Below are 25,801 nucleotides of genomic sequence, written 5' to 3' on the forward strand. Positions count from 1 at the left end.
GCGATACTCCCGATACGCTGGGTGCGGGGCCGTCCCCCGGGAAGGGCGGGGGGCTGGGTAGGTGAGGTAAAGAGGCGATCAGTAGGCGAAGGCGAGTGCTTCGTCATCGCTGTCACCGCCTTCGGGGTCGCCGTTCTTGCTGGTAGACGCTGTTTTCTTGGGTGGCATGACGGCGTCGACACCGCCGCGCACGTACTTGCGGATCAGGTAGACCTCGACGACACCGAGCACCGCGTAGACGGTCGTCAAAGCGATCAAAGACGTCCACACCTCGCCTGTGGACAACTTCGACACCGCGTTGGCGGTGAACATCCACACTCCGTCGACCCCGGTCGGGTTCGGCACCACCACGAACGGCTGACGCCCCATCTCGGTGAAGATCCAGCCGGCGCTGTTGCCGATGAACGGCGTCGCGATGCCGCCGAGCATGAGCCACGGGAACCAGCGTTGCCCGGGAATGCGGCCCCGCCGGGTGAGCCACAGCGCGAGCAGCCCGATCCCCGCCGAAATCGCGCCGAAGCCGATCATGGCGCGGAAGCCCCAGTAGGTCACCGGCAGATTGGGCACGTAGTCGATCGGCTTGCCGGCGAGCGAGCCCAACTGTGGGTCATCCGGGTAGTTCGTGCCGTACTTCGCCTGGTATTCGGTCACCAGGTTCTCCACGCCCTTGACCTCGGTCGAGAAGTCGTTGTGCGCCAAGAACGAGAGCAGGGCGGGCACGTTGAACGTCTTGACGTCCTCGCAGTTCGCGTTCCGGACGTCGCCGATCGCGATGATCGAGAAGCTCGCCGGTTTTTCCGTGTGGCACAACGCTTCCGCCGACGCCATCTTCATCGGCTGCTGCTCGAACATCAGCTTGCCCTGCACGTCACCGGTGATCGCCAGCACCGCGAACGCCACCACGCCGACCCAGCCGCCGAGCCGCACCGAAGAACGCCACACCGCGCGGTGCTCGTCGTCCTCCGAACGCTTGCGCCACAACTGCCAGCCGGCGATCCCGACCAGGAACGCCGCCGCCACCGAGAAGGCGCCCGCGATCGTGTGCGGGATCGCGGCCAGCGCGGTGTTGTTCGTCAGCACCGCCCAGATCGAGTTCATCGTCGGCTTCCCGTCGACGAACTCGACGCCGACCGGATGCTGCATCCACGAGTTCGCGGCCAGGATGAAATAGGCGGACGCCACGGTCGCCAGGGAGTACGCCCAGGCGCAGGCCAGGTGGACCTTCTTCGGGAGCTTGTCCCAGCCGAAGATCCACAGCCCGAGGAAGGTCGACTCGACGAAGAACGCGACGAGCCCTTCCATCGCCAGCGGCGCGCCGAAAACGTCACCGACGAACCGCGAGTACGCGCTCCAGTTCATCCCGAACTGGAACTCCTGGACGATCCCGGTGACCACGCCCATCGCGAAGTTGACCAGCAGGAGTTTCCCCCAGAACTTGGTCATCTTCAGATAGCGCTGCTCACCTGTCCGGACCCACGCCGTCTGCATCCCGGCGACCAGGACCGAAAGCCCGATGGTCAGGGGGACCATCAGGAAGTGATAGACGGTGGTTATGCCGAACTGCCACCGAGCGAGATCGAGAACCTCCACGCCTCAAGCCTGCTCACGCCGGGGTGGGTCCACCAGTTCAAGTGGTCCTGATCTCGCCGGGACGTAGGTCCCGCGTCTGGCTCAGCCGAGGCCCGCGAGCGTGAGCCGTGCCTCGTCGGCGACCTGCCGCCGCACTCCCGAATCCTCCAGTGTCAGCACGTGGGCCAGCGCCAACGCGTATGCCGTGTCGAAAGCGGCCTCGACGTCCACGGCGATGTCGGGCCGCACACCGACGCCTTCCCAGTTGGTCCCCGTGACCGGGTTCACGGCCCGTCCACCCGGGACGGTGACATCCAGGTGTTTGTCCACTTTGTACTGTCGACGCGGGTTCGCCCCGCCGCCGGTGACCGCGCCGACCGTCTTCGCCCGCCCCAGTCGCTGCAACGAGTAGCTCAGGTCCTCGGCACCGGAGAACGTCGTCGGCCCGGTCAGGACCCACACCGGCTTGCCCGCGCCGAACTTGCGGCCCGGTACGTACGGCAGCGTCCAGAACTGGTTGGTCACGTCGCCGTCGCGCAGATAGATGCTGTTGTAGTGGGTCGGCTCGTCGACCAGGTAACTGATCAGCAGCGCGACCGCCATCGGGTCGCCGCCCCGGTTCTCCCGGACGTCGATGATCAGCGCGTCGGTCGTCGCCAGCAACGTCATCGCCGCGGCCAGCGCCTCGCCGGCGATGTCCGCCCCGTAGAACAGCTTGGTCTCCAGGTAACCGACGTTCCCGGCCAGCCGACGCGCCGACGCTATGCCGTGGCCGTTCAGTTCCGCCTCGCGCCGGTACTCCTCGGGGTCGAACGACTCCCCGTCCACCTCGGGCAGCGGGTCGACGTGATGACGCAGCCGTAGATGCTTGTCCCCGTTGACCGACTGCAGATCCTGCGTGACCGTGACGGCGAACGCCTGGTCGTCGAGCCCCGCGTAGGCGCCGTCGCTCAGCCTCGCCTGCAGGAACACGATCAGCTTCTCGGCGACGTCGGGGAACACATAATGGTCCTTCAGCCGCCTGCACACGTCTTCGATCCGCGCTCTCTCGTCCATGCTCCCGGACGCTACCAGCGGGCCTGAAAAAAGAATTCGGTTTGCCGAAACCTCCTTTCCGCCCCGCCGCGAAATACAATTCGCTCGCACATGCCCGGCAATTCGGAAAAGCCATCAGCTTGCCCTTTCCTGAATCACCCCTTTATCGTTGCAGTGAAAGGGGTGGCAATCACCATGTCGAGTTCGATGCTGGCGCTCATCAGCGCTTTTGGCCTGGTACTGGCCGTGGAACTGCCGGACAAGACACTGGTGGCCACCTTGGTTCTCACCACCCGTTTCCGGGCATGGCCGGTATTCGCCGGGGTCACCGCGGCGTTCGCCGTGCAATGTGCGATCGCAGCCACGTTCGGCAGTGTGCTCACTTTGCTGCCGGAGGCACTGGTCACCGCGATCGTCGCCGCGATGTTCGGTGTCGGCGCGTACATGCTCCTTCGCGAAGGGTTCAAACCCGGCAAGGACGGCGGAGAGGACGCGTCCCGTTCCGGGCCGAGTCCCGCGACCTTCTTCCGCTCGGCCCTGACCTCTTTCGGCGTGCTGTTCGCCGCCGAGTGGGGTGACGCCTCCCAGCTCGCGACAGCCAGCCTCACCGCCCGCTTCGGCAATCCGTTCGCGGTCGCGCTCGGCGCCTTCGTCGCACTGGTCGCCGTCGCCGGTCTCGCCGTCTTCATCGGCGCGAAGGTCCGCAGCCGCATTCGTCCCAAGCTCATCCAGCGCGTGGCGGGGTTCGTCTTCGCCGGCTTCTCGCTGTTCGCGCTGACCCAGCTCGTCTTCTGAGGCGCACGGGTTTTTCACAGGTTCGCCGGGTAACCTTTCGGGAACGAAAAGGTGAACACCCGCCCCGACGTGCCTGGAGATCCCGCAAGTGACCTCGCCCAAGATCCTCGCGGCCCGTGCCGTCTCCCCGGTGCACGGCAGGCTCGCGATCTTCGGCATGGCCGTCGCCGTCGCCATTTCGATCGACTTGCACCTGCGGCTGTCCAGCCAGGTCAGCCCGATCTGGCAGACACTGTCCGAGTACGTCTACGGCTACCTCTCGCCCGGTTCGACGGCGGCTCCGCTGTTCGGCGCGATGTGCCTGGCGCTGGGCTTCGGTTCGCTCGCGTTGCTCGGCGGCATCGCGAAGGCACATCGAACCGGTTACCGGTCCGTCCTCGCCCTGCTCGGCGTGTGGTGCGCCGGTCTGTTCGTCCTCGCGCTCGTCCCCGTCGATCCGGAGGGCCAAGCCCGTTCGCTGGCCGGGCAGATCCACAACTACGCCGCGCTGACGGCCTTCCTCGCGCTTCCCGCCGCCGCCTGGGTGCTGACCCGCCCCGGCCGGGCGCGCTGCCCGTGGGAGCCGCGCCGCACGACGATCCGGCGGCTCTCGGTGGCCAGTTTCGCCGCCGTGGTGATCGTGCTCGGCGGGTTCGTCTGGACACTGCTCACCGGGCCGTCGCAGCAGGAGATCACGCTCGGCCTGTTCGAACGGCTCCTGTTCGCGGTCGACCTCACGCTGCTGGCGACGATGGTGCGCCCGCTGCTCGGCAAGCGCTGACGCGCTACTCGGGCTGCTTCAGCACCTCGGCCAGCCGGACGGCCGCCGCGACGACCGCGGGACCCACCACACCGGCCTCCAGCGGCTCCAGCGAGACGACGCCGACGCTGGCGCGCAGTCCCGGTACCCCGCGCACGGGCGCGGCGACACCGGACGCGCCCGCCTCCAGTTCGCCGGTCGAGGTCACCCAGCCTTCGCCGCCGGGGCGCAAGGTCATCGCCTTGCCCGCCGCGCCCGCCGACAGCGGATGGCGGGTGCCGACCCGGTAGGCGACGTGGAAGCTCGTCCAGGAGGGCTCGACGACCGCGACGGCCTGCGCCTGATCGCCCTGCGCGACCGATAGGTGTGCCGTCGCGCCGACCTTCTCCGCCAGTTCGCGCAGCACGGGCCTGGCCGCCTCCCGCAGCTGCGGGAGGACCTGCCCGGCGAGCCGGAGCAGGCCGACGCCCAGCCGCACCTTGTTCCCGTCGCGCCACACCAGACCGCGTTCGGACAGCGGGACGAGCAGCCGGTAGACGGCGGCACGGCTCGCGCCGATGGCGACGGCGAGTTCGGAGATCGTCGCCGCCTCACCACCGGCGTCCGCCACGGCCTGCAGCAGCGCCAGCCCCCTGTCCAGGGTCAGCGACCCTTCGCGAGTCACAACAACCCGAGTTCCCCGAGGTCGGCGACGGGCTCGTCGAACGACGCCGCCGCGTAGGAGGCGAAGAGCCCGCGAACGGCCTTCGCGGCCGGGTCCGACAGTCCCTTGGCCTCGGCGGCCAGTGCGGCGCCGTCGGTCGACTCGAGCGCGGCGCGCACGTCTCCGCCGGAAAGGCACCGTGCGGACGCCACGATCAGATTCAGGAACCCGTGGTGGGTGAAACCGCTGGTTTCGTCGGTGTGCCGGACGGCGCGATGGAGGCTGTTCGTCGCCTTGAACGACGCCCCCGTCTCCCCGCTGACCACCGACAGGAAGTCGGCGACCTCGTCGACGCTGGGGAAGTTCTCGCCCGCCTTGCCGCCGCAGCGGATCTTCGGCCAGCTGCCGTGTTCGATCACCTTCCGCACGCCGTCCAGCCAGCCGACCCCGCGCCGCGGCTCGACCACCCGGATGACGTCTTCGGGCACGAATTCGGAGACGCGCTCCAGCCAGACCTCGTCGACGTCCGACGGCGCCGGCATCTCCACCATCCGCAACGCGAGGATCTCGCTGCGCGATTCGACGATCGAAATCGCCTTCGGGACGCCGCCTAGACCTGTGTCGATGATCAGCGACAGCGGCAGCGGTTCCTTGGGTTTGATCTTGATCAGTTCGGTGATGAGCTCGGGCAGCCTCGACGCCTGGCACAGGAACACACCGAGGACGCCGGAGTGTTCACCGGACCTCGACGCGAAGTGCGCACGCAGCGCTTCGGGCATGGACGCCTCGCCGGGCGGGAACAACGCCGAGTCGTCGACGAGCCGCGCGAACAGGGGAGGGATTCCTCGGGGGCCGGGTGGCGTGAGTTCCACAGCGCTTGACACGACTGACACGCTAGTAGCGTACGACATCAGGACAAAATCGTTCGCACAACGGACACGTTCCGGGGAGAATCCGATGCCTTACTACCGGCAGGTAGGCGAGATCCCGCACAAGCGCCACACCGCGTTCCGCAAGCCCGACGGCGGCTTGTACGCCGAGGAACTCATGGGTGTCGAGGGGTTCTCGGCGGACTCCGCGTTGCTGTACCACCGTGGCCTGCCCACCGCGATCGTCGACGCCGTCGCGATCGAGGACGAGCGCGGGCCGATCAGCCCGAACCATCCGCTCAAGCCCCGCGCCTTCAAGACCCAGGACCTCAAGTTCGGCGACGCCGACGCGGTCACCGACCGGCGGCGGCTGTTCGGCAACGCCGACGTCACCATCGGCTTCGTCCACGCGACGCGCCCTTCGCCGCTGTACCGCAACGCGGCCGGTGACGAGCTTTTCTACGTGCAGGGCGGCAGCGCGACCGTCGAGACGATCTACGGCGCGCTGGAGGTCGGTGACGGCGACTACCTCGTCATCCCGACGTCGTGCACCTACCGCGTGCTTCCCCACGACGACGGCGGGGTCAAGCTGCTGACCATCGAGGCGCGCGGCCACATCGGCCCGCCGAAGCGGTACCTGTCGGCGAAGGGCCAGTTCCTGGAGCACTCGCCGTACTGCGAACGTGACATCCGCGGTCCGTCGGAGCCGATGCTGGCCGAGGGCACCGATGTCGAGGTCCTCGTGCGGCACCGCGCCGGGCTGACGCGCTACACCTACGCGACCCACCCGTTCGACGTCGTCGGCTGGGACGGCTGCCTGTACCCGTGGGTGTTCAACATCGACGACTTCGAGCCGATCACCGGCCGCGTGCACCAGCCGCCGCCCGTGCACCAGACCTTCGAAGGCCCCAACTTCGTCGTCTGCTCGTTCTGCCCGCGCAAGGTCGACTACCACCCCGAGTCGATCCCGGTGCCGTACAACCACGCGAACGTCGATTCCGACGAGTTGATGTTCTACGTCCGCGGGAACTACGAGGCGCGCAAGGGTTCCGGAATCGAGGTCGGCTCGCTTTCCCTGCACCCGTCCGGCTTCACCCACGGGCCGCAGCCCGGGGCGGCGGAGGCCTCGATCGGGGCCCAGTTCTTCGACGAGACGGCGGTCATGGTGGACACCTTCGCGCCGCTGGACCTTGGCGAGGCGGCCGACGCTTCGGAGGACCCCGGCTACGCGTGGACTTGGTCGGGCCGGGGCCCCGGCGCCTAGCGACCATGCATTTAGTCCTCTAAATGCATGCTGTGCGCATTTAGAGGACTAAACGCGTCGCGTTGGCGGGATAAGTACCGCCACGGCCGCAACAGTTCGGCAACGCGGCCCCGGACCGGGCGAAACCTCCGGATAATCGGTGTTCCCACCGCTGGAGGTTCTCCATGGTCGTGAATCCCGGTCAGTCGCGCGGCGGCCGCAAGGTCCTGGCGTTCGTGGCCGCGGCGGTGGTCGCGATCGGGTTGATCGTCGGACTGCGCGCGCTCACCGGCGATTCCGGTGAAGACCCGGTGGCAGCGAAATGCACGACCGGTGACGCGGTCAAGCTGCAGGTGTCCTCGTCGCCGGAGAAGGCGGGTGTGGTCACGGAGATCGCCAAGGGCTACAGCGGTCGCACGGTGGCCGGACGCTGCGTCGACGTCCTCGTGCAGTCGAAGTCCTCCGGTACCGCGATGCAGGCCCTCGGCCGCGGCTGGAACGAGGCGGTGGACGGCCCGCGCCCGGACGTCTGGACGCCTGCCGCGTCGGGCTGGGTGAACCTGCTGCGCCAGCAGCTCACCGGCACCGACCATCCCGCGCTGGTGCCCGAAGGCGACCCGGAGTCGGTCGCGAACGCGCCGCTGGTCGTCGCCATGCCGAAGCCGATGGCCGAAGCGCTCGGCTGGCCCGGCAAGGGCATCGGCTGGAAGGATCTCGCCGCGCTCGCCACCGATCCGCAGGGCTGGGCGAAGTACGGGCATCCGGAATGGGGGAAGTTCCGGCTGGGCAAGACGAACCCGAACATCTCCACCTCCGGGCTCAACGCCACGATCGGCGCCTACTACGCGGCGACGGGCACCTCTTCGGATCTCACCGCGAACGCGCTCGCGCAGCCGGAGGCGCGGACGTTCGTGCAGAACGTCGAGCAGGCCATCGTCCACTACGGCGACAACACGCTGACTTTCCTGACGAACCTGCAGAAGGCCGACGACCGCGGGGCCGCGCTGTCGTACATCTCGGCGGTGACGGTCGAGGAGAACTCGCTCGTCGGCTACAACCAGGGCAATCCGACCAACGATCCGGCGAAACGCGGGCAGCACGCGCCGCCGAAGGTGCCGCTCGTCGGGATCTACCCGAGTGACGGCACGCTCAACTCCGATCACCCGTTCACCGTGCTGAACTGGGCCGACGACATCCACAAGCAGGTCGCGGCGGACTTCCTCGCGCATCTTCGCGGCGCCGAAGCGCAGCAGAAGTTCAGCGACATCGGCTTCCGGACGTTCGACGGCAAGCCCGGCTCGCAGACCACTTCGGACAACGGTGCCCAGCCCGACGCGAAGCTCAACCTGATCCGGCCGCCGAGTCCGCCGGTGCTCGCCGAAGTCCTCAAGTCCTGGAAGGACCTGCGGAAGAAGGCGAACGTGCTGCTGGTCGTCGACGTCTCCGGTTCGATGGGTGACGGCGTCAGCGGGACCGGCAAGAACAAGATGGACCTCGCGAAACAGGCGGCCGTGGCGTCGTTGCCGCAGTTCAGCGACGCGGACAAGGTCGGGCTCTGGATGTTCTCGACGCGGCTGGACGGCGACAAGGACTACAGGGAGCTGCGGCCGGTGACCCCGATCGGCGGTGAGGCGGGCAGGCAGGAGCTGGCGTCGCGGCTGAACGGGTTGACCCCGCAGAACGGGACCGGGCTCTACGATTCGTCGCTCGCGGCCTACGAGTTCATGAAGCAGCGGCTGGATCCGAACGCGATCAACGCCGTCGTCGTGCTCACCGACGGCCGGAACGAGGATCCGGGCGGGATCGATCTGCCCAACCTCGTCGGGCGGTTGCGGACCGAGGGCGGTGGCGAGGCGGTGCGGATGTTCACCATCGCCTACGGCTCCGACGCGGACTTCGGCGTCCTCAAGGAGATCGCCGAGACGACGCAGGGCGTGGGGTACGACTCGTCCAAACCGGACTCGATCGACCAGGTCTTCACCGCCGTGATCTCGAATTTCTGAGATCCTCGGTCATGCGCTTCGTCCGTGAGCTAGCCGAACCGTGGGGACTGCTCCTCGCGGCGACGTCGGCGGGCGCGGCGTGGGCGGTGCAACTACCGGTGGTCGCCGCGCTCGGCGTCGGCGTGACCGTGCTCGCCGCCCGCGCCGGGATCGCCGTCGCCTCCAGGGAAAAACCCGCCTCCGAGCCCGAGGAGCGGGTGCCTCCCGACGTCGAACCGGGCTCTCCCGAGGCGGAGTGGCTTCGGCGTGCCGAAGCAGCGGCCGACGGGTTCGCGTCGATCTCCGCTTCGCTGGACACCGGCCCGCTCGCCGACCGGGTCGCCGAGATGGCACCGGTGGTACGGGAAACCGTCGACACCCTCCGGCGGCTGGCCGGTCGTACGTCCGCCACCGGAAAGGCCCTCGCGCGGGTGGACGCCTCCGCGGTCGCCGCCGAGAAGGCCAGGCTGCGGAAGGAACTGAAGACGGCCGACGACGACATCCGCGGCGACCTGCTGCAGTCGCTCGAAGCCGTGCAGGCACAGGAAGACGTCCACGCCCGGCTTTCGAGCGCGCAGCGGAAACTGCTGGCACAGCTGCGATCCGGCGCGCTCGGCCTGGACGGTCTGGTCGCCAGGGCGGCCGAATTGTCGGCCGCCACCGGCGATGCGCTGCTCGACACCACCACGATCGGCGAGCTGAGCGATCAGCTCGAAGGGATCCGGCGGGGCGTGGTCGAAACCGAAGAGGCGACGCGGCGGACCGGATTGTCGTGAGTGGTAATGAGGGTTAGAACCGTCATTACCACTCACGAGCCGAACTTGACCGATCCGAACACCGCGTGCCCAGGCACTCCGGCCTTCGCGGTCTTCCCGGCCACCGGCATCCCGAGGACGAAGAGCCGTCCGGTGACGGCGATGTTGGCGGCGAGCGAGGGATCGGAACCGCCCGCCAGCACCGAAACCTCGCGGCCGTCCGGCAAGACCGTCCGCCCCTTGACGAGGACCATGCCGAAGAGGTTGACCGACGCCGGCCCGGACACCACGAACAGTTCGGTCCATCGCGGTTCGGGCACCGGCCTGGACAGCACGAGCGCCGCGACGGCGAGACCGACCACCGCCACCGCGCAGAGACCCGCGAGGAACTGGGCGCCCGGCACGACGACGCTGCCGCGGTCCGGGAAATCGACGGCCACCCAGACCGCGAAGGCGGCCGGGACCAGCGCGAGCCCGGCTCCGAGAAGGTAGTAAGACGCCAGTAGCCGTCGCTGCAGCGAAAGCAAGCGTCCCGGCGAAACCGGCTCCGCGCCCAACGGCGTCGAACCCTTCGGCGGCGCGTCGCGGAAGGAGCCGCGCCGGGCGGCGATGACACCGGGAAGCAGGACGAACCGGCCCAGCACCCACAGCCGTCGTTGGGCCGCGAGTTGCGCGCGAAGCGGGGCGGGCAGCCGCACGACCAGCCAGCGTCCGTCGAGGGGAACGCTCACCTTCGCCCCGGCGACGACGGCCCCGTCCAGCCCGTTCACCAGGCGGAACGGCTGGTGAACGAGCTTCCGCATCGACAAGGATCCGGCAACGGCGAGGAAGCCGTAGTAGGCCGAAACCGGTGTCATGTAGACGAGGAGGAAGACCGGCACCGCGGTCCCGAACCGGCTTGTGATCAGCAGGACGACGCCCAGCACGGCGAGCAGCCCGGCGGCGCAGGCCAGCGTGCCCGCGGTGACGGCCGAACGGTCGAGCGTGTTCACCAGGATCGGCAGGTTCTTCGCCGGAATCCCTTCGGGTGGTTCGAGCCCCCGGATTCTTCGGTCTTCCACCTGGTCAACGTATACGCGTGAGCCGGAACGTGATCGAGGCTACTTCCGCACCACGCTCAAATCAGGTTAGGCTCACCTAACTCAGGAGGTGAGCCGTGACCACACCCACGACCATTCGCCGCCCGCCGGCGCCGAACCCCGCGGAACGCGCGAAGACGATCGCCACCCGCAACGGACCGGCGACGCTGACCCCGACCGCCGAACAGCGTGACCAGCCAGGGCAGTACGGCCGCGTCATCCCCGTCCTGCATCACGTGCACACGAGCGGCAGCGTCAGCATCCTGCTGCCGGACGAGCACCATCTGGTCAAACGCTCGCACGAGGCGCAGCGCGGCGAGCTCGCGGTGATGGTGGAGCTGACCGACCAGGCCCCGGTCGACCTGCGCGAACCCGTCCGAGGCTTGCTGTGGATCACCGGCTGGCTCCGCCCGCTCTCCGAGGTCTCCGCCCGCGCCCGCGCGGTCACCATCGCCGAAACCCGGCCGGACGAGCGCCTGCTCGACGTCGGACACGGCTTGACGCTCCTGAGGCTGACCCCGGCGTCGCTGGTGCTCGCGGACGCCGAGGGCACGCACTCGCTCCGGCCGCACATGTTCAGCGCCGCGCCACCGGATCCGTTCCACGACTACGAGGCAGGCTGGCTGCGGCATCTGGAGACCGACCACGCGGACGTCGTCCAGCAGCTGGCCAAGCATGTCCCCACCGCGCTGCGCGGCGGGCGGATCCGGCCGCTCGGGCTGGACCGCTACGGACTGCGGCTGCGGGTCGAGGCCGACTCCGGCGACCACGACGTCCGGCTCGCGTTCTCGCGCCCGGTCGACGGGCCGCCGCAGCTCGCGGCCGAGATCCGCCGTCTGATCGGCTGCCCGTTCTTTTCGGAGGACTAGGCCAGCTCCGCCGGGAAACCGCCCTTGGCGATCGGGCCCCACGATTCGATGGTGACGCGGATGATGCTCTTACCCTGCTTCACCATCGCTTCGCGGTACTCGTCCCAATCGGGATGCTCACCCGAGATCGCGCGGAAGTAGTCGACCAACGGCTCGACCGAATCGGGCAGGTCGAGGACTTCGGCGGTGCCGTTCAGCTGCACCCACTGGTCGTTCCACTCGTCGGAGAGGACACAGGCGGACACCTTCGGCTCGCGTCGGATGTTGACCACCTTCGCGCGCTTCGGGTACGTGGAGATGACTAGACGGCCTTCGCCGTCGACTCCGCAGGTCACCGGCGAGAGCTGCGGGCCGCCGTCGGCCTTGGTGGTCATGAGGATGGCGCGGTGGCGGGTCGTCAGGAAGTCGACGAGCGCGGCGCGGTCGACGGTTTCGTTGGTCGCGATGCTCCTTGGCATGACTCGACGGTAGCGCGGCGATCAACACGGTAGCGTGCGGCGAATGAGCTGGCTGCGTCCCGAACGCCCGGCGCTGCCGGAATTCGTCGAGGATCCGGCGCGCCGCCGCGCGATCGTCATCGAACTGGTCGTCGTCTTCGGCATCACCCTCGGCCTGTCCGGGCTGCGGAGCCTGCTGTCTCTTGTGGACTCGCTGCTGCAGCCGGTTCCGCTGGCGCAGCAGCAGGCCCAGCTCAACGTCCCCCAGGCGACGCTGAGCCTGGTCGACCTGCTCAAGCAACTGTCGAGCGCGGGCCAGCTGGTCGGCTGGGGCGCGCTCGGGCTGTACCTGTTGTGGCGTGGCGGGATGAAGCTCGCGGAGATCGGGCTCGACAAACAGCGCCCCGGCCGCGACATCGCCACCGGTCTCCTGCTCGCCGCGGTGATCGGGATCCCGGGGCTGGGGCTGTATTTCCTCTCCTACAGCCTCGGGTTCAGCCTCTCGGTGCAACCGTCCACTTTGGGCGAGACGTGGTGGCGTCCGATCACGCTGACGTTGTCGGCGTTCGGCAACGCGTTCGCCGAAGAGGTACTCGTCGTCGCTTATCTGCTGACCCGCCTGCGGCAGCTCGGGCTGCGCGAGAACACCTCACTGGTCGTGTCTTCGGTGCTTCGCGGCTCGTATCACCTGTATCAGGGTTTCGGCGGTTTCGTCGGGAACGTCGTGATGGGCCTGGTGTTCGGCAGGCTGTGGCAGAAAACGAACCGGTTGTGGCCGCTGATCGCCGCGCACACCGCGCTCGACTTCGTCTCCTTCGTCGGATACGCGCTGCTCAAGGGGCGAGTTTCCTGGCTTCCCTAGCTACTGTGAACCGGTGATTGACGAGACGACTCCACCCCGAGTTGACAGCGAAGTCGGCCCCCTGCGTGCGGTGCTGCTGCACAGGCCCGGCAACGAGCTCAAAAGGCTCACGCCTCGCAACAACGACCAGCTCCTGTTCGATTCCATCCCCTGGGTGGACCGCGCACAGGAGGAGCACGACGCGTTCGCCGAGGTGCTCCGCGGCCGCGGTGTCGAGGTGCTGCTGCTGGCCGACGCGCTGCGCACGGCGCTGGGCGACACCCGTGCCCACGCCGCCGGCGTGCACGCGGCCGTCGACGAGCGGCGGCTCGGCGTCGACCTGGCCGATTCGCTGCGTTCCCACCTGTCGAGCGTCTCCCCCGAGGTGCTGGCCGAGGCACTGATGGCCGGGATGACCTTCGAAGAACTGCCGGCCGCCGAGGGGGTCTCGCTGGTCCGGCTGATGAACCACCCGAACGACTTCGCCGTCGATCCGCTGCCGAACCTGCTGTTCACCCGTGACTCGTCGGCGTGGATCGGCGACCGCGTCGCGGTCTCCTCGCTCACCATGCCCGCCCGCGTCCGCGAGACCGCGGTACTGGACCTGATCTACGCCTACCACCCGTGGTTCCGCCACGCGTCGCGCGCGTACGGCGCGCATTCGGCGCCGATCGAGGGCGGCGACGTCATGCTGCTTTCGCCGGGTGTCCTGGCGATCGGGGTCGGCGAGCGGACCACCGCGGCCGGCGCGGAATCACTGGCGCGGTCGGTGTTCGCCGACGGGATCGCGCACACCGTGCTCGCCGTCCCGATCGAGCAGACCCGCGCGACCATGCATCTGGACACCGTCTGCACGATGGTCGCCGCCGACGCCGTCGTCATGTACCCGCTTTCGCGCGATTCGCTCACCGCGTTCACCATGCGGCCGACCGACGACGGTTCCATGAAGGTGGAAGGGCCGGCCCCCTTCCTCACCGCGGCCGCCGAAGCGATGGGAATCGACCGGCTACGCGTCATCGACACCGGACTCGATCCGGTCACCGCGGAACGCGAGCAATGGGACGACGGGAACAACACGCTCGCGCTCGCCCCCGGCGTCGTCGTCGGCTACGAACGCAACGTGGAAACCAATGCCAGGCTTGAGGAAGCGGGCATCGAGGTACTGGCCATCACCGGCTCCGAACTGGGCTCCGGCCGCGGCGGACCGCGCTGCATGTCCTGTCCGATCCGGCGCGAAAGCATCTGAAACAGGAAAAAAGTAAGCCTTCCCTAATTGATTTCCATTGATTAGGGAAGGCTTACTTTATTGAGGCGGACCTAGTATAGGGAATACTAACCTAATAGGGGGCAGATCACCAGGTGAAAGTGGAAATCGAATAACGAATGACGTATTGTCGAATGCATGGCCCTCCTCAAGAAGCAACCGCGCTCGAAGTTCTATGAACTGCTGCAGGCGCAGATCCACAACGAGTTCAACGCCTCCCAGCAGTACATCGCGCTGGCGGTCTGGTTCGACGCCGAGGACCTGCCGCAGCTCGCGAAGCACTTCTACAAGCAGTCCGTCGAGGAGCGCAACCACGCGATGGCGCTGGTCCAGTACATGCTGGACACCGACCACCACGTGGAGGTCCCCGGCACCGGCGACGTGCGCAACACCTTCTCCGACGTCACCGAGCTCATCGAGCTCGCGCTGCAGCAGGAGAAGGACGTGGCCACCGACATCCAGCAGCTGGCCAAGGCCGCCCGCGCCGAAGAGGACTTCATCGGCGAGCAGTTCACGCAGTGGTTCCTCAAGGAGCAGGTCGAAGAGATCTCCCAGATGTCCACGCTGCTCAACATCGTCAAACGCGCCGACGGCAACCTGTTCGAGGTGGAGAACCACCTGCACCGCGAGTCCATCGGTGACAGCGGCGCCGACTCGGGGATGCCCCCGGTCGCGGGCGGGGCGCTCTGACGCACTGACCGCTCTCCCACCACAGGGAAAACCCGGGCTCTCCCCCTTGGAGCAGCCCGGGTTTTCCGCGTTCGGGACGGCTCAGCTGAACTGGCAGCCCTGGTCGAGGCTGGTCAGCAGGATGCTGACGGCGGATCCGTCCTTGGACAGGAAGATGCGGTACGCGCTCACCGCGCCGGCGGGCGCGACGTAGGCGGCGCCGTCCTTGGTGCTGCCGGGATAGGCCGCGAGGATCTCCGCCTCGGTCGACCCGACGCCGATCCCCTCCGGGGTGTGCACCGTACCCGCCGGGTTGATGACGGTGATCCCGTCGCTTTCGGTCAGCGAAACCGACGTCGGCCCCGGAACGGCGGATCCCTCCGCGTAGCCGTACGTACAGGCGCCTCGGACCTCCTTCGACCGGAGCGGTCCGGCGGCGGCCTCAGCCTCGGCCTCGCTCATGCCGAGCCGAAGTTTGCCGAAGCCGGTGGCGGTCAGCAGTGCGCCCGTGGTCACCTTGCCCTGCGCGGGCGGCTTCGTGGCCGCGGTGCTCTTCGGCGGCTTGGCGGGCCCACCGGGGGCCGTCGACGGCGGCGGCGCGGACGCCTGGATCGACGACGGCGGCGGCGCGGACGCAGGCGGTACCTGGCTCACCGGTCCCGGGGGTGCCAGACTCGGCGAAGACACCCCCAAGCTGAGCTGGTCACCGGGAAAGGCCGCGCCGTTGTCCGTGTCGTGGATCGTGAAGACCGTGAGCCCACCACCCAGCATGACCACCGCCGCGGCCATCCCGGTCGTCGTCTGCATCATCTGACGGCGACGGCGGCGCCGCTTGGCGCCCGCCACGATCGTTTCGGGATTCAGCGTGGACGACGCGCCCAGCCGCTCGTCTGAGAACAGGTCGCGCAGCTTCTGCTGCACATCCTCCTCGGACATGTTCATCCCGCTTCCCTCCCTTCGTCTTTGGGCTCGATGAACGCCAGCTTCGTGCGCAGCGACGTGATCGCCTTGCTCGCCTGGCTTTTCACGGTGCCTTGGCTGATGCCGAGCGAGTCCGCGATCTCCGCTTCGGACAGTCCCTCGTAATAACGCAGGACCATCACCGCTCGTTGCCTCGGCGGCAGCGCGCGTAACGCCTGCCACAGCGGTTCGTGCTCGAACGGGTCGGCCTGGCTGTACGGCTGCGTGTCCGGCAGGTCGGCGACCAGGTTCTCCCGTTTGGTCCGGCGCCACCGGCTGACGTGCGCGTTGGCCATCGAACGGCGGATGTAGGCCATCGGGTCGCCGGTCTTGTGCTGGACGTAGGACCAGCGGGAGCCGATCTTCTCCAGCACCGTCTGGACCAGGTCGGCGGCGTCGTGCGGATTCCCGGTGAGGGCGTGACCGTACCTCAGCAGACCCGGCAGGCTCGCCCGTACGAAGTCGCCGAAGTCGGTGAGCTCACCCGGCACGTCCCTCCTTCGGGTCTCGCCGGACGCCCAGACATCCGTCCCCGAGATGACCGTCGCGGCAGCGGTCACCGTATCGCCTCCTCCCGGGTTCACTCGGCCAGGCATGTCTGGCTCGCCTCTTCCGAAACGCATGGCCGCCCCCGCAGGTTGTCTCTGACCGCGAACTAGTTCGAGAGACGCCCATATGGATGAGGAGTTGCCCGCCTCAACGTCTCGACAAGGAGTCGGGAATTCTGAACGAACCGTCCCCCCGAACAGGGAATTCGTGTACGGCCACCACAGCGTTACGGGGAATCGGTCCGTACACGTGCGGGAACTGGATATCCGCCGGATGCGGCGGGTCGCCGTCCTCCCAGACGACGGGCGCGCCGACGAGCGCCGGGTCGATCTCCAGCAACACGAGATCGGTGCGGCCGGGGAAGACGGCGTTGGCGGGGATGTGCGCGGTACCCGGGTCCGAGCAGTGGATGAAGCCGTCGGCGTCGAGGGACGGGGTGGTGTAGACGCCGCCTTCGGGCACCGCCGCCCAGTCACCTTGGGCGCAAATATGAAGGATCACGCGACCATCCTGACGCATTTCGTCCTCTGAATGCGGTGGTTGCGTGCGCAACTACCGCATTCAGAGGACGAAATGCGAGGGTCAGCGGATGGTGAGCTGGCGGCCGATCAGGCCATCGCGCGAGCGGCGCTCGGTGGCGTTGAGCGGCTCGGTGTCGAGGGACTTCAGCGCGGCTTCGAGCCGGACGCCGAGCTGGTCCTTCGCGTCGGCCCATTCGCGCGCGTGGGCCTCGGGGTCGAGGTCCCACACCGGCACGAGCAGCCCGTGCGCGCGGAACGAACCGGCGTAGCGGGAGCCGTCGCCGAGGTTGAGTTCACCGGCCGCGGACAGCCGCGCAAGCGCTTGCAACAGCAGGTTCTCCGGCTCGGGGCGGACCCAGCGCAGGTGCGCCTTCTCCCCGGCGAGCACCCAGTACGCCCCCGCGCCGAGGCGTTCGGTCGGCATGATCGCCGCGTTCGCGCGCTCGAGCGACAACGCGACGTCGCCACTCGCGTCGGCGTCCTCGGGCAGCCACCAGGCGAAGTCGTTGTAGAGCGTGACGTCGAGTTCGACGCTCGTGTCGAGCAGATCCTGCAGGCGAGCCTTTTCGTCGGCGGTGGGCGGCGTCGTGGTGTCCGGTACGGACAGGACGTCACCCTCCTTGGCGTCCAGTACCCACTGGAGCGCGCGGCCGAGGTCGCGGCTGATGTCCGAAGACCGGGTCTGCACCTGCATCCCGATGTAGCGCTCGCCGTCGGACCGGACGAACGCGGCCGCCGCCATCGGCAGCACCGTGCCGAGGGTGACCTTCTCGTCGGAGCCCGCCAGCTTGAGCGACGCCGTCGCCGAGGGCACGAACTCGCGCAGCGCGATCAGCTCGGTCTCCGCCGCGAGACCCTCGAAGGGCTGGCCGACGAAGACGTCGCGCACCTTCGGCTTGCGGTCCGAGGTCGTCTTGGGACCCTTCTTGCGCGAACCCTTGCCCACGTCAGCCTCCTCAAAGCTCGGTGGGAACGCTATCGCGGGAAGGACGTGGGCTCGTAAGACCCCCGCCCTTCCCGCGTGCGATCAGGACCGCGAAGCCGGACGCCGGCGGAGCATCAACGCCCCACCCGCGCCGGCCACCCCGGCTCCGGCCGCCCCGGCGATCAGCCAACCGGCGGGAGCCGACTCCTCGACCGGTCCGCCCCCGGTCTGCGGAGCGCCGGCGGGCACCTTCGAGACCTGCTTGGCCGCCTCCTGCTTGACGGGCTCCTTCTTGCCGGCCGGGACGACCTTCACCGCCGCCGCGGGCTCGACGGTGTCGCACAGCATGACGAAGAGGTGCTCACCGGGCTTCACGCTCGGCTGGACCTGGTAGGTCACCTTCACGTCGGTGCCGCCGTCACGCTTGACCGACTTGTCCGAGACCTGCTTGAACCCGTCGGGGGCGATGATCGAGAAGCCGTGCGGCGTGACGCACCGGCCTTGCGCGGTCACCTTCCCGCCGGCTTCGACGGTCTTCGGCGACACCCAGAACTTGGTGCCCTTCGGCTTCTCAGGCGCCTCGACCGGCACTTCGGTGGCGAACGCGGTCGCGGGCAGCAACGCGAGTGCGGCGGCGGTCAGACCGGCGAAAAAGGCATGACGAATACGCATGGAAATACCCCAGTTCTCTTGCTGAATTACCCCAGACAGAAACAACTTCCGGACCAGACGGCCACGGAAATCCCCTTGCCGTCCCGCGCTTCCGCGTTCCGACACCCCTAGAGACGCCGGGACCCAGGCCAGGTTCAGTGGGGCTGGTAACGGAACCATCTCGGATGACACCCTGTCTCGCTCGAATCGACCGGATCGGCCGGTTCCAGCGGCCATTCGGGTGTCACGGAAACGTGAGCGAAAAGGGTTTTCACCATCCGGACGATCGAACCGCGGGTGACCAGCCTGCCCTTTTCCACTCACCACGACTAACAATGATCATGACGCCATCCGGGTGTCGTAGTGCAGGGAAAGGATCACTGATGAGCATCTCCAAGCGCCGGGCCACCTTGGCCGCGTTGCCCGTGGCACTCGGGCTGTTGCTGGCTGGGCCCGCCGTGGGCACGGCCTCGGCCACGTCCTCGGCGGACTCGTCCGGATCAGCCGACCAGGCACGTTGTCTGCTGCTGTGTTCCAGCCATAGCCATCACTACTATTACCACCCGTATCACCACTATCACCATTGGCACCACGGCCATCTCCTCGGCCTCGGGCTTTAGCCCAGTTGCGGCCGTGGGCTCCGCGTCGGGGCGGACGACCCCGGCGCGGAGCCCGGCCGAGTTAGAGTCGGCGAGTGTTCGACCTCGCCGATCCTTCCTTCCTCGCGAACCCCTATCCGTACTTCGCCGACCTGCGTGAGCGCGGTGAAGTTCACCGTCACGAGGGGCTCGGCATCGCCGTGGCGGTGTCGCACGCCGCTTCGGCCGCCGTCCTGCGGCATCGCGGGCTCGGCCGGATCTGGCAGGACGCGCTGCCGGTGGAGCGGTTCGCGTCGTTCAACCTGCTGCACCGCAACTCGCTGCTGGAGAACGAGCCGCCCGCCCACACCCGGTTGCGCCGGGTGATCGCGGGCGCGTTCGGGCGCGGGCACGTCCAGCGGCTACGGCCGATGGTCGCCGAACTCGCGGACGGCATGGTCGACGGGCTCGCCGCCGAGATCGCCGAAACCGGTTCGGCCGATCTGCTCGCTCATCTCGCGCAGCCGCTGCCGGTCGCGGTCATCGCGGAACTCCTCGGCGTCCCGGTCGAAGACGGACCACGCATGGTCACGTGGTCGAACCACGTCGTGAAGATGTACGAGTACGGCCTCGCCGAAGAGAAGCGTGACGCCGCCGAAGCCGCCGCAGCGGAGTTCGTCGAGTATCTGCGCGACATAGCGAAGCAGCGCGCGAGTTCCCCTGGCGACGACATCGTCAGTGATCTTCTGCGCAGCGAGCTCACCGAGGACGAACTGGTCGCGACCGCGGTCCTGCTGCTGATGGCCGGGCACGAGGCGACGGTGAACGTCATCGGGAACGGCGTCAACGCGCTGCTGACCCACCGCGACCAGTGGGAGCGGCTGGTAGCGTCCCCGGAGCTGCTGGACCCGTGCGTCGAAGAGCTGATCCGCTTCGACGCGCCACTCCAGTTGTTCGAGCGGACGGCGACCGCCGACGTCGAGATCGCCGGGTTCCGGGTGGCCGAGGGCGAGAAGATCGGCGCGCTGCTCGGCGCCGCCGCACGGGATCCGACGGTGTTCGACCGGCCCGACACCCTCGACATCGGCCGCACGCCGAACGCGCACCTCGGCTTCGGCATGGGCATCCATTACTGCGTCGGCGCCCCGCTCGCCCGGGTGGAGATCGCGGCCGCGCTGCACTCGCTGACCACGAAGCTGCCGGACTTGCGGCCGGCCGGGAAACCCGAACGACGGCCGGAGTTCGTGATCCGCGGCCTTCACTCGCTACCGGTCACCACGGATTAAAAGCCTCGTGAGTGGTAATGACGGTTCTAACCGTCATTACCACTCACGAGGCTTTTACCGCAGGTCAGCGCACTGAAGTGGCCGGACGCTCACGCCGGTCCGGGTCCGGCGCCCCGTCCACCTTCAGCACGCGGAGGAGGCGAAGCCGCTTCTCCGACACAGGCGACAGCAGGCCGGACATGCGCTTCACGAGCAGCGCCGTCACCACGGCCAAGCCCGCCGCCGCCAGATCGGTCAGCGCGACCAGCATGACCCCATCGGCCAGCGCCTGGACGCCATCACGGAACCGCCAGACGATGACGAGCCCGAGCAGCACCCAGTTGATCACCCAGACGCCCCACCAGACGAACACGAGCCGCGACGGCTTCGGCCGGGTTTCCCGCGTCCGGCGCAGAACGGCGTGTTCGAGTTCGGCGACGACCGGCAGCACCATGATCAGGTTCACCACCGGCGCCAGCACAAACGTCAGCACCTGCCACTGCCGTCTCGGCGGTGTCTCGCCGGAGGCGTCCGCGGCGGCGTGCCGGGCCACGAGCAGCCACCACACGGTGAGTCCGGACGGCAGCAGCGAAAGGATCGTCGTGAGCAGGCCGGTGGTGATCACGAAGCTGTCGGAAACCGTGACGACGGACGTCGACAACGCGGAGTCGCGGCTCTGCACGAGCAGGACATAGCGCCAGATCTCCGCGGCCGACGCGGCGAGCGCCAATGCGGCGAAGGTCCAGAGCACCGGCAGGAGGCTGCGCTTGATGACCCGCAGCCGTTCACCGGCGGTGATCTCGCCGGACGCCGTGCCGGGGACCGCGGTCGGACGGCGCCAGACCAGGTTCGGGAAGCCCCACCGAGGCGGGACCGGGTAGGACGGCGGCCCGGAGTAGCGCTCGGCCACCGGTTTCCGCCGCTGCGGCCAGGCGCCGGGAGGCGGCGAAGCGACCCAACGGAGGCGGTGACGCGCCGGTTGGTACCGCGGCTGCTGCGTCGGCGCCGGACGCACGGGCGGCACCGGCGGCATCGGTGTCCTCGGCGGGTAGTGGCCAGGCTGCACGGTTACAGCACTTCGGGTTCGACGCCGGGATGGTCGCCGACCATCGGGCGCCCCTCCTGCTTCCAGGAGCCCATCCCACCGGCCACGTTCACCGCGTCCCAGCCGCTCGCGTTGAGCCACGCGGCGGCACGCGCGGACCGGCCACCACTGCGGCAGATCACGTAGACCGGCTGGTCGTCGGGCAGCTCGTCGAGTTCGCCGACGCGCGCGGGCAGTTCACCCATCGGGATGTGCTTGGCCCCCGGGGCGTGCCCGGCGGCCCACTCGTCGTCCTCGCGGACGTCGAGCAGCGCGACGCCGTCCTTGGGCAGATCACGGACGGCGACGGTCGGGATGTCAGCAGGGCTCACCACCCTGCCATCTTCCCATCCCGTCCCGTTGCGCGCGCGTGAAGAACGACTCAGTGCCGATTGGCGGAGCTGAGGACGGATTCGGGAACTGGCTTGACGTGTGAACCCGCCCGGCCGAAGGCCCCGCTATCGCGGCGGCAGGGCGCCGTGCCCGTGAAGGCGAGAGGTATGCAAGGCAGCGCACTGTCGACGCGATCGCGGACGGGTTCACCTAAACAACTCAGTGCTTGACGGCCTTTTCGGCGCCGACGCCGGTGAGGGAGCGGACCTCCATCTCGGCGTACTTCTTCTGGTTGTGTTCCTTGGACAGGACGGTGCCGAGCCAGCCGAGGAAGAACGCGACCGGGATGGAGACGATGCCGGGGTTGTCGAGGGGGATCCAGTGGAAGTCGACGCCCTGGATCATCGAGGCGCTCTTACTCGTTTTCGGGTCCACGGGCTTGCCTGAGACCGCTGGTGAGAAGACGATCAGCAGGACACAGACCCCGAGACCGCCGTAGATGCTCCATAGCGCGCCCTGGGTGTTGAAGCGTTTCCAGAACAGGGAGTACAGGATCGTCGGAAGGTTCGCCGACGCCGCCACCGCGAACGCCAGCGCCACCAGGAAAGCCACGTTCTGGTTCTTCGCGAGGATCCCGCCGACGATCGCGACCGCCCCGATCACCAGCGCGGTGATCCGCGCGACGCGAACCTCGCTGTCGGGGGCGGTCTTCCCCTTCTTGATCACGTTCGCGTAGACGTCGTGCGCGAACGACGCCGACGCCGTGATCGTCAGGCCCGCGACCACCGCCAGGATCGTCGCGAACGCCACCGCCGCGATGAACCCGAGCAGCACCGGACCGCCCAGTTCGAGCGCCAGCAGCGGCGCCGCCGAGTTGGTCGTCCCCGGCGCCTTCGCGATCACGTCCGGGCCGACGAGCGCGCCCGCGCCGTAGCCGAGCACCAGCGTGAAGAGGTAGAAGATGCCGATCAGCGCGATCGCCCAGACCACCGAACGGCGCGCGTCCTTCGCCGTCGGCACCGTGTAAAAGCGCATCAGGACGTGCGGCAGACCGGCCGTACCGAGCACCAGCGCGATACCGAGCGAAAGGAAGTCCAGTTTGGTCGTGCCGGTCTTCCCGTACTGCTTACCCGGCCCGAGCAGCGCCTCACCGGTCGCACCGCCCTTGTCGACGGCGGCCTGGAACAGGCTGGACAGGTTGAAGCCGTACTTGCCGAGCACCCACAACGTCATCGCGAACGTGCCCGCGATGAGCAGGACGGCCTTGATGATCTGCACCCACGTGGTGCCCTTCATCCCGCCGATCAGCACGTACAGGATCATGATCACGCCGACGACGGCGATCACCAGGTCCTGGCCGAGGCTCCCCTCGATGCCGAGCAGCAGGTTCACCAGACCGCCCGCCCCCGCCATCTGCGCGAGCAGGTAGAAGAACGAGACGGCGAGCGTGGAGATCGCGGCCGCCGCGCGGACCGGGCGCTGCTTCATCCGGAACGCCAGCACGTCGCCCATGGTGAACTTGCCGGTGTTGCGCAGCAGTTCCGCGACCAGCAGCAACGCGATCAGCCACGCGACGAGGAATCCGATCGAGTAGAGGAAACCGTCGTAGCCGTTGATCGCGATCGCACCCGCGATACCCAGGAAAGACGCCGCCGAAAGGTAGTCGCCCGAGATCGCGATCCCGTTCTGCGGACCGGTGAACGCGCGCCCCGCGGCGTAGTAGTCGGACGCGGTCTTCGTATTCCGGCTCGCCCGGAAAACGATCACCAGGGTGATCGCGACGAACGCCGCGAAAATGGTGATGTTGAGTACCGGGTCGCTGCCCTGGACACCCGCGGCCAGCGTGGTCACCGTTCGCCTCCCTCGACCTCATGCCGGATCTTGTCGGCGAGCGGATCGAGTTTGCGATTGGCGTACCGGACATAAAGGCCGGTGATCACGAAGGTGGACACGAACTGCAACAGGCCGAAGACGAGACCGACGTTGATGTTGCCGAAGAGCTTCGTGCTCATGAACCCGGCCGCGTAGTCGGCGAGCAGCACGTAAAGCAGATACCAGGCCAGGAACAATACCGTGACCGGGAAAACGAATACCCGCAGACGTCGTCGCAGCTCGGTGAATTCCGGACTCGCCTGCACCTTTTCCCAGTCGGATTCCGGATCTGACCCGAGGTCTTGATCGGTGTCGCTCACGTCGGACCTCCCACCTGCCGCAACCATTCGGTGATTTCGTTGTCACGGAAGATCATGCCCCTCATAGGGCAAGAGAGGAGCAATCCATTTGAGTGAACGGTACGACTCTGAGTAGAGCGTTGCAGCACGACCGGGTGAATTACTTCCGGTGCCGGCCCTTGCCGGTGGTCCGCGTCTTCTCTTCGGCCTGCCCGAACCGGGCGACCGCGCGATCGCGCATGAAGCCGAGCGGATCGGGCGCGTGCAGCCGCAGCATCACGCCGTGAACGTCGTCCGGCCGCCCGTAGCCGGTCGCCCGGCTCACCACATAGGTGGTCAGGAACGCCGCCGGCACGGTGATCAGCGCGGGCTGGTTCGAAAACCACGGCGCCCAGCCGCCGGTGTACTTGCTGACGATGTTGACCACCAGCGCGGTCAGCACCAGGCCACCGCCGACGAGCATCCCCGCCAGCGCGCCGGGCCAGCTGAGCTTCCGCCACCAGACGCCGAGCAGCAGCAACGGGCTGAACGTGGACGCGGCCAGCGCGAACGACATCCCGACCGAAAGCGACAGGTCCTCCGACGGCAGCAGCACGGCCAGCGCGAACGGGATCAGCGCCACGATCGCCGTCGCCACCCGGAAATCGCGGACGCGGCCGGGCAGCACGTCGGTGGACACGACCCCGGCGACGCTCACCAGCAGCCCGGACGAACTGGACAGGAACGCGGCGAACGCGCCCGCCGCCGTCACCGCGCCCAGGATCTGGCCCCAGAGCCCCGGCAGGACCGCGGACGGCAGCAGGAGGACGGCGGCGTCGGTCTTCCCGGTCACCAGCAGTTCCGGGACGTACATCCGCGACAATGCGCCCAGCAGCGTCGGGAACAGGTAGAACAGGCCGAGCAGCAGCAGGACGTGCACCGTCGTGCGGCGCGCGGCCTTGCCGTCGGGGTTGGTGTAGAAGCGGACCAGGACGTGCGGCAGGCCCATGGTGCCGAGGAAGGTCGCGAGGATCAGCGAATAGACCTGCAGCAGATCGGTGAGACTGCCCGATCCCGGCCGAAGCCAGTCGCCGTTGGACGCGGGCGCGTCGCTGACCACCGGGACCGGCGTGCCGGCGGTGAACTTCAGGGTCGTGCCCTTGGCGACCTTGTGCCCGGCTTCCGGGGTCCACACCGCGAAACCGTTGGCCCGCGCGCCTTCCACCTGGCCGTACGCCTCGAGCACGGTCACCGAGGTGACCTTCAGCGTGACGTCGGTCTGCACCGTGACCTTGGTGTTCTCGGTGAACGTCGGCGGGGCGGGCTGCCCGAGCGGGCGAGCGCTGCCCGGTCCGCCGGAGCCGAGGAACACGATGCACAGGATGAACGTCGGCACCGCGATGGCGAACAGTTTCAGCCAGTACTGGAAGGCCTGGACGACGGTGATGGCGCGCATCCCGCCCGCGATCACGTTGAAGCCGACCACACAGGTCACCAGGATGGCGCCCGCCCACGCGGGCACGGGCAGGATCGTCGCCAGGGTCAGCCCGGCACCCTGCAACTGCGGGACCATGTAGAGGATCCCGATGAACACCACGAACGCCGTCGAAACCCGGCGCAGCATGGTCGAACCCAGCCGCATCTCGACGAAGTCCGGCAGCGTGTACGCGCCGGACCGGCGCAGCGGCGCGGCGACGAACAGCATCAGCGCCAGATAGCCCGCGGTGAAACCGATCGGGAACCACAGCGCGTCGGCACCGTCCTTGAGCACGATGCCCGCCACGCCCATGAACGACGCGGCGGAGAGGTACTCACCGGAGATCGCGGCGGCGTTGCGCCGGGAGCGCACGGTGCGGCGGGCGACGAGGAAGTCGTGCGTGCTGACGGCCGACCTCGAGGACCGGTGCCCCAGGTAGAAGGTCAGCACGGCGACCAGCACGATGCCGGCCACAGCCCACGGATTCAGCGCCACGGCACGAATCCTCGCATGTGCCGC

General features: G+C 68.2%; 27 protein-coding genes. 11 read left to right on the top strand and 16 right to left on the bottom strand.

The genetic code is table 11. The features are described from left to right. Positions 1–78 precede the first annotated feature (78 nt). Complete coding sequence (locus ACZ54P_RS00945; protein WP_465459516.1) at positions 79–1,590, bottom strand: cytochrome ubiquinol oxidase subunit I; 1,512 nt, start codon at positions 1,588–1,590, stop codon at positions 79–81. 81 nt (positions 1,591–1,671) lie between these two features. After that, positions 1,672–2,625, bottom strand: a complete 954-nt coding sequence (locus ACZ54P_RS00950) for a S41 family peptidase (protein ID WP_465459517.1) — start codon at positions 2,623–2,625, stop codon at positions 1,672–1,674. Between the two features lie 186 nt (positions 2,626–2,811). Between ACZ54P_RS00950 and ACZ54P_RS00955 the strand changes: the two genes are divergently transcribed. Continuing rightward, positions 2,812–3,399 (top strand): TMEM165/GDT1 family protein, encoded by a 588-nt coding sequence (locus ACZ54P_RS00955; protein WP_465460195.1) that lies wholly within the window; start codon positions 2,812–2,814, stop codon positions 3,397–3,399. 88 nt (positions 3,400–3,487) lie between these two features. Then, a complete protein-coding gene (locus tag ACZ54P_RS00960) occupies positions 3,488–4,159 on the top strand; it encodes a DUF998 domain-containing protein (protein WP_465459518.1) in 672 nt (223 codons plus the stop codon). A 4-nt stretch (positions 4,160–4,163) separates the two neighbouring features. Here the strand turns inward: ACZ54P_RS00960 and ACZ54P_RS00965 are convergent, their stop codons facing one another. After that, positions 4,164–4,802: an IclR family transcriptional regulator gene (locus tag ACZ54P_RS00965; protein ID WP_465459519.1), complete on the bottom strand. Its 639-nt coding sequence runs from the start codon at positions 4,800–4,802 to the stop codon at positions 4,164–4,166. Further along, positions 4,799–5,653 (bottom strand): hypothetical protein, encoded by an 855-nt coding sequence (locus tag ACZ54P_RS00970; protein WP_465460196.1) that lies wholly within the window; start codon positions 5,651–5,653, stop codon positions 4,799–4,801. Before ACZ54P_RS00970 ends, ACZ54P_RS00965 begins: the two co-directional genes overlap by 4 nt. Positions 5,654–5,738: 85 nt before the next feature. Here ACZ54P_RS00970 and ACZ54P_RS00975 point away from each other — a divergent pair, with 85 nt between their 5' ends. From ACZ54P_RS00975 to ACZ54P_RS00985, 3 genes are all read left to right on the top strand, one after another. After that, positions 5,739–6,914 carry a homogentisate 1,2-dioxygenase domain-containing protein gene (locus tag ACZ54P_RS00975; protein WP_465459520.1) on the top strand — a complete coding sequence of 392 codons (1,176 nt, stop codon included), beginning with the start codon at positions 5,739–5,741 and terminating at the stop codon, positions 6,912–6,914. A 164-nt stretch (positions 6,915–7,078) separates the two neighbouring features. Continuing rightward, a complete protein-coding gene (locus ACZ54P_RS00980) occupies positions 7,079–8,896 on the top strand; it encodes a substrate-binding and vWA domain-containing protein (protein WP_465459521.1) in 1,818 nt (605 codons plus the stop codon). 11 nt (positions 8,897–8,907) lie between these two features. After that, positions 8,908–9,651 carry a hypothetical protein gene (locus ACZ54P_RS00985; RefSeq protein WP_465459522.1) on the top strand — a complete coding sequence of 248 codons (744 nt, stop codon included), beginning with the start codon at positions 8,908–8,910 and terminating at the stop codon, positions 9,649–9,651. A gap of 32 nt (positions 9,652–9,683) precedes the next feature. Here ACZ54P_RS00985 and ACZ54P_RS00990 read toward each other — a convergent pair whose 3' ends face one another. Further along, positions 9,684–10,691: a hypothetical protein gene (locus ACZ54P_RS00990; protein ID WP_465459523.1), complete on the bottom strand. Its 1,008-nt coding sequence runs from the start codon at positions 10,689–10,691 to the stop codon at positions 9,684–9,686. Between the two features lie 95 nt (positions 10,692–10,786). Between ACZ54P_RS00990 and ACZ54P_RS00995 the strand changes: the two genes are divergently transcribed. Next, positions 10,787–11,578, top strand: a complete 792-nt coding sequence (locus ACZ54P_RS00995; protein ID WP_465459524.1) for a DUF2470 domain-containing protein — start codon at positions 10,787–10,789, stop codon at positions 11,576–11,578. On the opposite strand, the gene ACZ54P_RS01000 is transcribed toward ACZ54P_RS00995, so the two are convergent. Further along, a complete protein-coding gene (locus tag ACZ54P_RS01000; RefSeq protein ID WP_465459525.1) occupies positions 11,575–12,036 on the bottom strand; it encodes a PPOX class F420-dependent oxidoreductase in 462 nt (153 codons plus the stop codon). The genes ACZ54P_RS00995 and ACZ54P_RS01000 overlap by 4 nt on opposite strands. A 43-nt stretch (positions 12,037–12,079) precedes the next feature. On the opposite strand from ACZ54P_RS01000, the gene ACZ54P_RS01005 reads away from it, so the two are divergent. The 3 genes from ACZ54P_RS01005 to ACZ54P_RS01015 all read left to right on the top strand — a co-directional run bounded on the left by ACZ54P_RS01005 (position 12,080) and on the right by ACZ54P_RS01015 (position 14,810). Continuing rightward, positions 12,080–12,877, top strand: coding sequence for a CPBP family intramembrane glutamic endopeptidase (locus tag ACZ54P_RS01005; RefSeq protein WP_465459526.1), 798 nt, complete (start codon positions 12,080–12,082; stop codon positions 12,875–12,877). A gap of 13 nt (positions 12,878–12,890) precedes the next feature. Next, the gene (locus ACZ54P_RS01010; RefSeq protein ID WP_465459527.1) at positions 12,891–14,102 is read left to right on the top strand and encodes an arginine deiminase; all 1,212 of its coding nucleotides are present in this window, start codon (positions 12,891–12,893) and stop codon (positions 14,100–14,102) included. A 156-nt stretch (positions 14,103–14,258) separates the two neighbouring features. Then, a complete protein-coding gene (locus ACZ54P_RS01015) occupies positions 14,259–14,810 on the top strand; it encodes a ferritin (protein ID WP_465459528.1) in 552 nt (183 codons plus the stop codon). Between the two features lie 81 nt (positions 14,811–14,891). Here ACZ54P_RS01015 and ACZ54P_RS01020 read toward each other — a convergent pair whose 3' ends face one another. From ACZ54P_RS01020 to ACZ54P_RS01040, 5 genes are all read right to left on the bottom strand, one after another. Further along, entirely contained in the window at positions 14,892–15,725 is an 834-nt protein-coding gene (locus ACZ54P_RS01020; RefSeq protein ID WP_465459529.1) for a hypothetical protein, read from the bottom strand. 2 nt (positions 15,726–15,727) lie between these two features. After that, positions 15,728–16,240 carry a SigE family RNA polymerase sigma factor gene (locus ACZ54P_RS01025; protein WP_465460197.1) on the bottom strand — a complete coding sequence of 171 codons (513 nt, stop codon included), beginning with the start codon at positions 16,238–16,240 and terminating at the stop codon, positions 15,728–15,730. Positions 16,241–16,445: 205 nt separating this feature from the next. Further along, on the bottom strand, positions 16,446–16,799 hold the full coding sequence (locus ACZ54P_RS01030) for a DUF952 domain-containing protein (protein ID WP_465459530.1): 354 nt from the start codon (positions 16,797–16,799) through the stop codon (positions 16,446–16,448). Positions 16,800–16,880: 81 nt separating this feature from the next. Beyond that, a complete protein-coding gene (locus ACZ54P_RS01035) occupies positions 16,881–17,765 on the bottom strand; it encodes a DUF5926 family protein (RefSeq protein WP_465459531.1) in 885 nt (294 codons plus the stop codon). 81 nt (positions 17,766–17,846) lie between these two features. Beyond that, the gene (locus ACZ54P_RS01040; RefSeq protein WP_465459532.1) at positions 17,847–18,416 is read right to left on the bottom strand and encodes a hypothetical protein; all 570 of its coding nucleotides are present in this window, start codon (positions 18,414–18,416) and stop codon (positions 17,847–17,849) included. A 362-nt stretch (positions 18,417–18,778) separates the two neighbouring features. Between ACZ54P_RS01040 and ACZ54P_RS01045 the strand changes: the two genes are divergently transcribed. Together ACZ54P_RS01045 and ACZ54P_RS01050 are read left to right on the top strand one after the other, a co-directional pair. After that, on the top strand, positions 18,779–19,015 hold the full coding sequence (locus ACZ54P_RS01045; protein ID WP_465459533.1) for a hypothetical protein: 237 nt from the start codon (positions 18,779–18,781) through the stop codon (positions 19,013–19,015). A 74-nt stretch (positions 19,016–19,089) separates the two neighbouring features. Continuing rightward, positions 19,090–20,259 carry a cytochrome P450 gene (locus ACZ54P_RS01050; protein WP_465459534.1) on the top strand — a complete coding sequence of 390 codons (1,170 nt, stop codon included), beginning with the start codon at positions 19,090–19,092 and terminating at the stop codon, positions 20,257–20,259. Between the two features lie 64 nt (positions 20,260–20,323). Here ACZ54P_RS01050 and ACZ54P_RS01055 read toward each other — a convergent pair whose 3' ends face one another. From ACZ54P_RS01055 to ACZ54P_RS01075, 5 genes are all read right to left on the bottom strand, one after another. Continuing rightward, positions 20,324–21,271, bottom strand: a complete 948-nt coding sequence (locus ACZ54P_RS01055; protein WP_465459535.1) for a DUF4328 domain-containing protein — start codon at positions 21,269–21,271, stop codon at positions 20,324–20,326. Positions 21,272–21,306: 35 nt separating this feature from the next. Beyond that, positions 21,307–21,657 (bottom strand): rhodanese-like domain-containing protein, encoded by a 351-nt coding sequence (locus tag ACZ54P_RS01060; RefSeq protein WP_039794049.1) that lies wholly within the window; start codon positions 21,655–21,657, stop codon positions 21,307–21,309. Positions 21,658–21,874: 217 nt separating this feature from the next. Beyond that, positions 21,875–23,506, bottom strand: coding sequence for a solute symporter family protein (locus ACZ54P_RS01065; protein ID WP_465459536.1), 1,632 nt, complete (start codon positions 23,504–23,506; stop codon positions 21,875–21,877). Further along, entirely contained in the window at positions 23,503–23,847 is a 345-nt protein-coding gene (locus ACZ54P_RS01070) for a DUF485 domain-containing protein (RefSeq protein ID WP_465459537.1), read from the bottom strand. The genes ACZ54P_RS01065 and ACZ54P_RS01070 overlap by 4 nt, the downstream gene beginning before the upstream one ends. A 139-nt stretch (positions 23,848–23,986) precedes the next feature. Continuing rightward, positions 23,987–25,777 (bottom strand): sodium/solute symporter, encoded by a 1,791-nt coding sequence (locus tag ACZ54P_RS01075; RefSeq protein WP_465459538.1) that lies wholly within the window; start codon positions 25,775–25,777, stop codon positions 23,987–23,989. Positions 25,778–25,801 lie beyond the last annotated feature (24 nt).

The sequence above is a fragment of the Amycolatopsis sp. NPDC034160 genome (assembly GCF_055575355.1).